Below are 10,660 nucleotides of genomic sequence, written 5' to 3'. Positions count from 1 at the left end.
GCCCCTGACAGTTTCCGTGTGCGTCCACCCACGGAAGAGAAAAAAGAAGAGCAGGAGCCAAAGCGGGTCGCTTCGCTCCACGGCCATCGGGGTCGGAGCCTTTTTCCGCAGGAAAACGGCTCCGACCTGTTCTTTCTTCACCCGACACCAGAAACCGTCTTTGCTTTCGCCTTTGCCATCCGCTCCGCCTCATGAACCTGTCGTGGCCGGGGTGGTGGGGTCGCGGGGGCGTAAGCGCCAAGGATGGCGCGCCCGAGCCTCCAGGGATTGATTCACGGCGTCCCCCGCGGGCCCACACCGCCCCGGCCCACCCACAGCACCACGAAGCGCCAGTGCTTCGGCCGTTGCCGTTGCTGTTGCCGTTGCTTCGAAGCCTGCCGCAGGCAGCGGCGCGGCCGCCAGCCGCACCCGATACAATGACCGTCTGCCGCACGCCGGCATCCCATCTCCAGAGCCAAAGAGTTGCCCATGTCCATCGTCCGCATGACCGACCTCGACCTCTCCGGCAAGCGCGTGCTGATCCGCCAGGATCTGAACGTGCCGATCGAGAATGGCCGCATCACCTCCGAACAGCGCATCACCGCTTCCCTGCCGACGCTCAAGCGCGCGCTGGAGCAGGGCGCGGCGGTGATGGTCACCTCGCACCTGGGCCGCCCCAAGGAAGGCGTGTGGAGCGAGGCCGATTCGCTGGCGCCGGTGGCCGAGCGCCTGTCGGTGCTGCTGGGCCGCGAGGTGCCGCTGGTGCGTGACTGGGTCGACGGCGTCGACGTGCAGCCGGGCCAGCTGGTGCTGCTGGAAAACTGCCGCATGAACGTTGGCGAAGGCAAGGACGATGAAGCCCTGTCGAAGAAGTACGCCGCTCTCTGCGATGTGTTCGTGATGGATGCGTTCGGTACCGCGCACCGTGCGCAGGCGTCCACCCATGGCGTGATCCGTTTCGCCCCGGTCGCTGCCGGTGGCCCGCTGCTGATGGCCGAGCTGGATGCGCTGGCACTGGCGCTGGATGCGCCGGCCAAGCCGCTGCTGGCCATCGTCGCCGGCAGCAAGGTCAGCACCAAGCTGGAGCTGCTGGCCAACCTGGTCGGCAAGGTCGACCAGCTGATCGTCGGTGGCGGCATCGCCAACACCTTCATCGCGGCGGCCGGCTACAAGGTCGGCAAGTCGCTGTACGAGCCGGACCTGCTGGATACCGCCCGGAAGATCGTGGCCGACGCCAAGGCGCGGGGTGCGGACATCCCGCTGCCGGTGGACGTGGTCACCGCCAAGCAGTTCCTGCCCGACGCGGCTGCAGAAGTGAAGGCCGTCGATGCGGTGGCCGAGGATGACCTGATCCTGGACATCGGCCCGCAGACGGCCGCGCAGTACGCACAGCTGATCGCCAAGGCCGGCACCGTGGTCTGGAACGGCCCGGTCGGCGTGTTCGAGTTCGAAGCCTTCAGCAAGGGCACCGAAGCGCTGGCCCGCGCCATCGCCAGCTCGCCGGCGTTCTCCATCGCCGGTGGTGGCGACACCCTGGCCGCGGTCGACAAGTTCGATATCGCCCAGCAGGTCAGCTACATCTCCACCGGTGGCGGCGCGTTCCTGGAATTCCTGGAAGGCAAGACGCTGCCGGCGGTAGCCGCCCTGGCCGCGCGCGGCGCATGAGCGTCGATCCGCGGGTGGACGGAGAAGAGCGTGCAACGCTCTTCTTCGACATGGACGGCACGCTGATCGATTCGGAAGTGGGCATCACCACCTGCATCGCCTATGCGCTGCAGAAGATGGATCACCCGGTGCCGCCGCAGGAAACGTTGCTGGGCTGGATCGGCCCATCGCTGCGTACCACGTTCGCGCCGCTGTTCGGTGATGCCGAACGGGTGGAGCAGGCCGTGGCCTTCTATCGCGAGCGTTTCGACGTGGAAGGCTGGCGCGAGCATACGATCTACCCGGACATCGAAGCGGTGGTACGCGCGCTGCACGCACGCGGCCATCGCCTTGCGGTGGTCACCGCCAAGAACGAGCCGCATGCCCGCCGCATCGTCGAGCATCTGCCGTTCGGTGGCCTGTTCGAGGACGTGATCGGTTCAACCCCGGATGGCTCGCGCAGCAGCAAGCAGCAGCTGGTGGGCGAGGCGCTGCATCGCCTGCAGCTGGCGCCGGAACGCTGCTGGATGATCGGCGACCGCCGCATGGACATCGAGGGCGCCCGTCACCACGGGCTGCGCAGTGTGGGCGTGCTGTGGGGCTTTGGTGGCGAGCAGGAGCTGACCGAGGCCGGTGCCGGGCAGCTGGCCCGTGATCCGGCGCAGCTGCTGGCCTTGCTCGCCTGAGTTGGACGATGCCGCGCGCCGGCCCTTGCCCGGCGGCGTTTCCGCTGCCATCGACCAGCGTATGTCCGGAACATGTCCATGCGATGTCCCGCAGAGTCAGGCAGCACAAGGCTGTAACCGTATACATGGGACGTGAAGGATGTGCTAATTTCCGTCCTTTAACGGGAGAGGCCCATCCATCATGTTCGAGCGTCAGCGTCGCACCAAGATCCTTGCCACCCTCGGTCCGGCTACCGATCCGCCGGGCGTGCTGGAGGATCTGTTCCGCGCCGGCGTCAACGTGGTGCGCCTCAACTTCAGCCACGGTGACCCGTCCGGCCAGGCCAAGCGTGCCGCCGATGTGCGCGCCGCCGCGCAGCGTGTGGGTGTGGAAGTGGGCATCCTGGCAGACCTGCCGGGCCCGAAGATCCGCATCGAGCGCTTCGCCGAGGGCAAGGTGCATCTCAAGGCCGGTGACCGCTTCGACCTGATCGCCAGCACCGATGCCGGCCCCGGCGATGCCACCCAGGTGGGCGTGAGCTACCTCGGCCTGCCGCAGGACGTGACCGCCGGTGACGTGCTGCTGCTCGACGACGGCCTGATGCAGCTGCAGGTGGTGGAAGTGCAGGGCGAGCGCATCATCAACACCGTGCTCAACGATGGTCCGTTGTCCGATCGCAAGGGCCTGAACAAGCAGGGCGGTGGCCTGTCGCTGGGCGCGCTGACCGAGCGCGACAAGGAACTGATCGGCATCGTCGCCAAGATCGGCGTGGATTTCATCGCCGTGTCGTTCTGCCGCAATGCGCAGGACATGAACGATGCGCGCGAGATCGCCGAATCGCACGGCTGCTACGCCGCGCTGGTGTCCAAGATCGAGCGCACCGAAGCCATTGAGAACCTGGAAGAGATCGTCGACGCCAGTGACGTGGTGATGGTGGCGCGTGGCGACCTGGGCGTGGAAATCGGCGATGCCGAACTGCCGGGCCTGCAGAAGAAGATCATCAAGGCCTCGCTGGCGCAGAACAAGGTGGTGATCACCGCCACCCAGATGCTGCAGTCGATGGTCGAAAGCCCGATCCCGACCCGTGCCGAAGTGCTCGACGTGGCCAACTCGGTCATCGACGGTACCGATGCGGTGATGCTGTCGGCCGAAACCGCCGCCGGTGCGTATCCGGTCAAGGCGGTCGAAGCGATGGCGCGCATCTGCCTGGGCGCCGAGCGCCAGTTCCAGACCGAGACCGACTTCGGCGCTTCGCCGCGGAACCTGGAACGTGCCGACCAGGCCATTGCCATGGCCACCATGTTCCTGTCCCAGCACGTAGGCGTGCGCGCGATCGTGGCGATGACCGAATCCGGTGGCACCGCGCGCTACCTGTCGCGATTCCGTGCCTCGGCACCGGTGTTCGCGGTCACCCGCCACGACGGCGCCCGCCGGCAGATGGCGCTGATGCGCGATGTGTTCCCGATCAACTTCGACAGCCGGGGCTTCACTCCGCGCGAAGCCGCACGCGGCAGCATCCGACTGCTGGTGGAGGGCGGCATGCTGCAGGCCGGCGACCGTGTGGTGTTCACCAGCGGTGAGCACATGGAAACCCACGGCGCGACCAATACCCTGCGCCTGCTGGAAGTGGGCGAAGACGGCCGCGCCAGCGGTCTGGGCGACCTGTAAGAGGTGGCCACATCGGGTCGGAGCCGCGGGCGCGGATCCGACCCGGGGTCAGATCCCCGAAAGGGGCTCTGACCCGATCCGGCAGGACATTTCCTGTCCCGCACAGACAGTGGAACCGGTTCCATCCGAGCCTCCACGTCGGGGCAACGGATAGCGGGGCTATACTTACGTTTTTCCCGCACCCGCCACAGGAAGTACATGAGCATCGAACAGCTGGCTGAAACCGCCCAGGCCATGGTTGCCCCGGGCAAGGGCATCATCGCGATCGACGAATCCACCGGTACCATCGCCAAGCGCTTTGCCAGCGTCGGCATCGAGAACACCGAAGAGAACCGTCGCGCCTACCGCGAACTGCTGCTGACCACGCCGAAGCTCAACGAGCACATTTCCGGCGCCATCCTGTACGACGAGACCATCCGCCAGTCGACCAAGGACGGCGTGCCGTTCGCCAAGTACATGTCCGACCACGGCATGATCCCGGGCATCAAGGTGGACAAGGGTGCGCACCCGCTGGCCGGCTGCCCGGGCGAGCTGGTCACCGAGGGCCTGGACGGCCTGCGCGAGCGCCTGCAGGAGTACTACAAGCTGGGCGCGCGCTTTGCCAAGTGGCGTGCGGTCATCAACATCGGCGAGAGCATTCCGTCGGGCACCTGCATCGAGTCCAACGCGCATGCGCTGGCCCGCTACGCCGCGCTGTGCCAGGAATGCGGCCTGGTGCCGATGGTCGAGCCGGAAGTGATCATGGACGGCGAGCACGACATCGAGACCTGCTACGAAGTCACCGAAGCCACCCTGCGTTCGCTGTTCGACGCGCTGTACCAGCAGAACGTGCTGCTGGAAGGCACCATCCTGAAGGCTTCGATGGTCATCTCCGGCAAGGGCTGCGACGAGCAGGCCGATGTCGAGGAAGTGGCCGAGTCGACCGTGATGTGCCTGAAGAGCACCGTGCCGGCGATCCTGCCGGGCGTGGTGTTCCTGTCCGGTGGCCAGAGCGATGAGCAGTCCACCGCCCACCTCAACGCCATGAACCAGATGGGCAACCTGCCGTGGCCGCTGAGCTTCTCTTATGGCCGTGCCATGCAGCAGGCGGCACTGAAGCTGTGGGCCAAGGACATGAAGGGCAACTACGCCGCAGCACAGAAGACCGTCTACGAGCGCGCCAAGGAGAACGGCCAGGCCGCGCTGGGCAAGTGGAACGGCTGATCCGCCGTTGCGCAGCATGAACTGAACACGGCAGCGCCGGCATCATGCCGGCGTTTGCTTTTGCCGGTATCGTTGCCGCCTCCCGCACGCCAGGCCAGTGCGGGGGGCATACATGGAAGGCCAAGGAGAAGGAACATGCGTATCACCGCAATCACGCTGGCCGTGGCCACGGTGCTGGCTGTCGGCGGCTGCAACCGGATGGGTGGCAGCACGGGCATGGGCAAGGCTCCCTCGCTGGAGTTCGACAAGCCGGTCTCCGGCGAAATCACCTCGCGCAGCGGCGTCAATTTCAACGATGGCAGCCACCATCAGCTGTACCAGCTGAAGCTGGAAGACAAGCAACTGGCCGGCATCACGTTGACCGGTGCGCTTCGCGGCTCGATCGCCGTGTTCAACAATGGCGTGCTGGTGGCCAGCAGCAACTCGGACTACGAGCGCGGCAACGACGTTTCGCTGGCGTTCCGCGCCAACGGCACTGGCAGCTACCAGGTGGCCATCAATGCCGACGGCCCCTCCGCCTTCGGTCCGTACCGCCTGCGCGCCGAGAAACTGGTGCCGTATGACGGCAAGCCGATGGTGGCCGAAGGTGAGATCGCCGACCTGCTGGTCTCCAAGTCGCAGGATTACACCCTGCAGGTGGACAAGGCGGGCATGTACGAAATCCGCCTGGAATCGAAGGCGTTCGATACGGTGCTGAAGCTGGATGGCAACGGCGTCCAGTCGGAGAACGACGATGGCGGTGATGACACCAATTCGCGCATTGGCATGCCGCTGGAACCGGGCAAGTACACCCTGCGCGTGCGCAGCCTGGATGAAGACAGTACCGGCGCTTTCAAACTGACGGCCAAGCGCACCGAGCTGCCGGCCAACATGGTCATGCGTGATGGCACCTCCCTGCCGAACACCGGCAGTGTCTTCGCCATGCTCGATGGCGAAGGCCGCCGCCGCTTCCTGCTGAGCCTGCCACGTGCGGCCGATGTGCGCCTGGACGCCATTTCCAGCCAGGTGGATACGGTACTGCGCGTGGTCGGCGGCGACGTGGAGCTGGTCAATGACGATGGTGGCAACGGCACCAACGCACGCGTGGAAGAATCGCTGCCGGCCGGCCACTACACCGTGGACGTGTCCAGCCTGAGCGATGAAGCGGGCATGGTGGAAGTACGCGTGCAGATCGACGGCGCCGCTTCGGCCGCTGCATCAGCTGCTGCTACGGCGGCGGCCGACGCTGCCGCTGAAGCGACGGACTGACGCCGCTGCAACGGATGCAAACGAAAAGGCCGGGCAATGCCCGGCCTTTTTTTTTTCCACGTCCGTCGTTGTTTCAATGCGCCGGCACGAAGCCGGTATCGCCCAAGGGCGACAGCAGCGAACCGCGCCCGCTGTCGGCGACCTGGCCTGCGGCCGACAGTGCCTGCTGGTAGGCCTTGGCGGTCGCCGTGTTGAACGCCACCAGCACGATCCGCATCGGCTGGGCGTGGCTGCGCTGCCAGGCGAGTGTTTCGGTGACCGCGATCTGTGCGGCCTGGTACAGCGGATAGCCATACACACCGCAGCTGATGGCCGGGAACGCGATCGACTGCAGGTTCAGTGATTCGGCCAGCTGCAGCGACTTCCAGTAGCAGTTCGCCAGCAATGCCGGTTCGTCCCGCTGGCCGTCGTGCCAGACCGGGCCGACCGTATGCAGTACGTGCCGTGCCGGAAGCGCATAGGCATCGGTTGCGCGCACCTCACCGGTCGGGCAGCGCACACCGGGGCGCAGCTCCGGCAGACGCTCGCACTCGGCCAGCAGGCCAGGGCCGGCCGCACGATGGATGGCGCCGTCGACACCGCCGCCACCGAGCAGTGATTCATTGGCCGCGTTGACGATCGCATCCACCGCCAGGGCCGTGATGTCGCCCTGCCACACTTCGATCTTCATGCGTCCGTCTCCTGCCTGTAGTTGTTGCGCGCCGTGCCCACGCTGGCTGCACCCGCATCTTGCGGGACAGGGCATCGATGCTGCGTCATGACCGTCTCATGCACTGCGATCCGCGCTGTTCATGCACGATGGCCGGCGGCGCCTTCACGCAGGCTGAAGCGAGCGCCGCACGCGGCAAAACGAAAGTTTTCGGGGTAAATCTCTTATGATTTCTGGGGAAAGCTGTCCGCTTCCGTCGGCAATACCCAGACAGGATCACCCAAATGGCAAACGCCCACCGCGAGGGTGGGCGTCATCCTGCTGTCATCGACAACGCGGTGATCAGGGCAGACCGGCCAACCAGTCGTCGTCCGAACCTTCATTGACGTCGGCGAACAGCGGCGTGGAGAAGTAGCGTTCACCGGTGTCCGGCAACATCGCCAGGATCACCGCGCCCGGTTCGGCGCGATCTGCCACGTCCAGTGCGCTGGCAACCGTGGCACCGGCGGAGATGCCGACGAAGATGCCTTCCTCCGCCGCCAGCCGGCGGGCGGTGGCGATCGCGCGGTCATCTTCCACCGTCACCAGTTCGTCCACCACATTGCGGTTGAGTACATCGGGCACGAAGTCCGGGGTCCAGCCCTGGATCTTGTGCGGCTTCCAGTCATCGCCCTTCAGCAAGGCGGCGCCGGCCGGCTCGGTGGCGATGATGCGGGTGTCCGGGCGGGCGACCTTCAGTACTTCGCCGACGCCGGTCAAGGTGCCGCCGGTTCCCCAGCCACTCACGAAGTAGTCCAGCCGCTTGCCGGCGAAATCACGCAGGATCTCCGCGGCGGTGGTGTTGCGGTGGTAGGCCGGGTTGGCCGGGTTGGCGAACTGGCTGGCCAGGAACCAACCGTGTTCCTCGGCCAACTCGCGCGCCCTGCGCACCATGCCGCTGCCGCGCTCGGCGGCCGGGGTCAGGATGACCTTCGCGCCGTAGGCCCGCATCAGCTTGCGGCGTTCCACCGAGAAGGTCTCGACCATGGTCGCCACGAACTTGTAGCCGCGTGCGGCCGCCACCATCGCCAGGGCGACGCCGGTGTTGCCCGAGGTGGCTTCGACGATGGTGTCGCCCGGCTTGAGCAGGCCACGCTGTTCGGCATCGAGGATGATCGCCAGCGCCAGGCGATCCTTCACCGAGCCGCCCGGATTGAAGGACTCGACCTTGGCGTACAGGGTCACGCCCTGCGGCGCCAGTCGCTGCAGCTTGACGATGGGGGTGTTGCCGATGGTGTCGAGGATGGAGTCGTACAGGGCCATGGGAGCGCTCCAGGAACAGGCCGCGCCGGGCTCGGCGGGCGGAAAGGAAGTGGGCTGGCTGTTCAGGCCAGCGGCTGCCGGCTGACCGTAGCGCCGGCATATGACGCCCGGAAATGACCAGATACCTTTCTTAAACAACCTTTGGTTATAAGCTGGTGACGGCAATTGACCCTAGAGTGGACCTCCGCCCCCACATCGCCCGCCTGCCATGACGCTGACCCAGCTGCGCTACCTGGTTGCCATCGCCGACGCTGAGCTGAACATCACGCTCGCCGCCTCGCGCGTGCATGCCACCCAGCCTGGGCTGTCCAAGCAGCTCAAGCAGCTGGAGGACGAACTGGGCTTCCTGCTGTTCGTACGCAAGGGGCGCAGCCTGGAGTCGGTCACCCCGGCTGGCACCGAAGTGATCAGCCGCGCCCGCGCGGTGCTGTCCGAGGCCAACAACATCCGCACCTACGCGGCCAACCAGCGTCGCGAGAGCCAGGGCCAGCTGATCCTGACCACCACCCACACCCAGGCGCGTTTCGTGCTGCCGCCGGCGGTGGCGCGCATCAAGCAGGCCTATCCCCAGGTCAGCGTGCACCTGCAGCAGGCCGGTGAGGCCGATGCGCTGGACCGGCTGAACCAGGGCGATGCCGATATCGCGATCATCAGTACCGCCGGCAGTGAACCCAGCGATGGCATCGCCGTGCCGCTGTTCCGCTGGCGGCGGCTGGTGGTGGTGCCCAAGGGCCATCCGCTGGACCGCGCCGGGCGCGCACCGGACCTGGCGGCATTGTCACGCCAGCCGTTGATCAGCTACGAATCCTCGACCCGTCCCAACTCCTCGTTGCAGCGCGCCTTTGCCGCGCAGAGCCTGGTACCCGATCTGGCGCTGACGGCGCTGGATGCGGACCTGATCAAGACTTATGTGCGTACGGGTCTGGGGGTAGGTCTGCTGGCCGAGATGGCGATCAGCGCCAACGACGAGGATCTGCGGGTATGGCCAGCGCCGGCACCGATCACCGAGTGCGTCGCCTGGGCGGTGCTGCCGCGCGACCGGGTGCTGCGCGACTACGCGCTGGAGCTGGTGCATGTGCTGGCCCCGCAGATCGATCCGCGCGACCTGCGGCGGGTGTTGGATGGCAACCAGGCCGCGTCCTGGCCGGTGCCGCCGACCTGGGAATCGCTGACCCAGACCATCACGGTGTGAGGTTGGTCGAGCAGGGCTGCGCCCTGCACCTGCTACGACATTCAAGCAACAGCAACAGCAACGGCAACAGCAACGGCAACAGCGGGCATTCCGTGGGATGGCGGGGCGGTGTGGGTAGGCAGGACACGCCGTAAACCCATCCATGGGGGCTCGATGGCGCCATCCATGGCGCCAACGGTCCTGCCTACCCACACCGCCCCGCCTCTGACAGATTCCGGCGGCCGTTGGTAGGTGTCGACCTTGGTCGACACGGTAGATCCAGGCCATGCGTGGATGAATCTCCATGGAAATCGAATGTTTCGACAATTGATCGAAGAGCATCCACGCATGGCGTGGATCTACCGCAGATCGCGGAAAACTGTCGAAGGCGGGGTGGGTCCGGTTGCGGGGGCGTGAGCCGCATGGATGCGGCGACCGAGCTTACATGGACGTACTTGCAGCGTCCCCCGCAACCGGACCCACCCCGCCTACCCACAGGAAGCCAGCTTTTGATGTTGCTTCGGCTCTTGCCGTGGACGTGGCCTCTGCGGGTGCAGGGCGCAGCCCTGCCGATAAACCCCCTCCTGCGACGGTTCGTCGCACGGTGCCTTCTGGAGGCACCTCTACACTAGCGCGGTGATCCGTACCGGCTGCCTGCGTCGACCCCTGCTCCAGCTCGCCTTCATCGCGACGCTGTTGATGGTGCTTGCGCCGCTGGTCAGCCGTGCGCTGCAGCAGCAGCCGATGGACCATGCGGCGATGGCGGGCATGGACCACGCGGCCATGGGCCATGACATGCACGAGATGGCCATGGCCGGGCACGATGACCATGCTGCTGCGCCAGCAGCCCCCAGCCCGCCCGCCGATCCCCACGCCATGCACGGGGAGGCCTGCGAGTACTGCGTGCTGGCCATGCGCCTGCTGCCGTGGCTGGCCGTGCTGGTGCTGCTGCTGCCCTTGCTGTGGCGGCCGAAGCCGATGTTCCCATGGTCGCAGCCGCGACTGCCGCTGCTGCATTGGCCGGCACATGCCGCGCGTGGCCCGCCGCTGATCTCCACCGTCCGCTGATTTCCCTATCGAATCCGCCGCATGAGGCCTGCAAGGGCGTCGTGCGCGCGTGCGTACCTTGG

10 protein-coding genes are annotated in these 10,660 nt (G+C 66.4%); 8 read left to right on the top strand and 2 right to left on the bottom strand.

Going from position 1 to position 10,660, the window contains the following annotated elements:
• The 6 genes from BW38_RS22070 to BW38_RS16350 form a co-directional block, all read left to right on the top strand.
• Window positions 1-195 (top strand): hypothetical protein (locus tag BW38_RS22070; protein ID WP_235189897.1); only part of this gene is annotated, 195 nt, incomplete at its 5' end.
• 273 nt (window positions 196-468) lie between these two features.
• The gene (locus BW38_RS16330) at window positions 469-1,644 is read left to right on the top strand and encodes a phosphoglycerate kinase (protein WP_032975202.1); all 1,176 of its coding nucleotides are present in this window, start codon (window positions 469-471) and stop codon (window positions 1,642-1,644) included.
• Window positions 1,641-2,309, top strand: coding sequence for an HAD hydrolase-like protein (locus BW38_RS16335; RefSeq protein WP_051584904.1), 669 nt, complete (start codon window positions 1,641-1,643; stop codon window positions 2,307-2,309). The genes BW38_RS16330 and BW38_RS16335 overlap by 4 nt, the downstream gene beginning before the upstream one ends.
• Before the next feature lie 181 nt (window positions 2,310-2,490).
• A complete protein-coding gene (pyk, locus tag BW38_RS16340) occupies window positions 2,491-3,957 on the top strand; it encodes a pyruvate kinase (protein WP_032975201.1) in 1,467 nt (488 codons plus the stop codon).
• A gap of 198 nt (window positions 3,958-4,155) precedes the next feature.
• Window positions 4,156-5,160, top strand: a complete 1,005-nt coding sequence (locus tag BW38_RS16345) for a class I fructose-bisphosphate aldolase (RefSeq protein WP_025874258.1) — start codon at window positions 4,156-4,158, stop codon at window positions 5,158-5,160.
• A 135-nt stretch (window positions 5,161-5,295) separates the two neighbouring features.
• The gene (locus tag BW38_RS16350) at window positions 5,296-6,408 is read left to right on the top strand and encodes a hypothetical protein (protein ID WP_032975200.1); all 1,113 of its coding nucleotides are present in this window, start codon (window positions 5,296-5,298) and stop codon (window positions 6,406-6,408) included.
• A 73-nt stretch (window positions 6,409-6,481) separates the two neighbouring features.
• Here BW38_RS16350 and BW38_RS16355 read toward each other — a convergent pair whose 3' ends face one another.
• Together BW38_RS16355 and cysK are read right to left on the bottom strand one after the other, a co-directional pair.
• Complete coding sequence (locus BW38_RS16355; RefSeq protein WP_025874259.1) at window positions 6,482-7,078, bottom strand: O-acetyl-ADP-ribose deacetylase; 597 nt, start codon at window positions 7,076-7,078, stop codon at window positions 6,482-6,484.
• 321 nt (window positions 7,079-7,399) lie between these two features.
• Entirely contained in the window at window positions 7,400-8,359 is a 960-nt protein-coding gene (gene cysK, locus BW38_RS16360; RefSeq protein WP_032975199.1) for a cysteine synthase A, read from the bottom strand.
• A 208-nt stretch (window positions 8,360-8,567) separates the two neighbouring features.
• Here cysK and BW38_RS16365 point away from each other — a divergent pair, with 208 nt between their 5' ends.
• A complete protein-coding gene (locus BW38_RS16365; protein WP_025874261.1) occupies window positions 8,568-9,551 on the top strand; it encodes a LysR family transcriptional regulator in 984 nt (327 codons plus the stop codon).
• 618 nt (window positions 9,552-10,169) lie between these two features.
• Window positions 10,170-10,598 (top strand): DUF2946 family protein, encoded by a 429-nt coding sequence (locus BW38_RS16370; RefSeq protein WP_032975230.1) that lies wholly within the window; start codon window positions 10,170-10,172, stop codon window positions 10,596-10,598.
• The last annotated feature ends 62 nt before the right edge of the window (window positions 10,599-10,660 follow it).

This window comes from Stenotrophomonas sp. RIT309, assembly GCF_000632045.1.
GTDB classification, from domain to species: Bacteria; Pseudomonadota; Gammaproteobacteria; order Xanthomonadales; family Xanthomonadaceae; genus Stenotrophomonas; species Stenotrophomonas indicatrix.
Note: the sequence above shows the minus strand (reverse complement) of the source record. Positions and strands in the feature narration are given on the sequence as shown.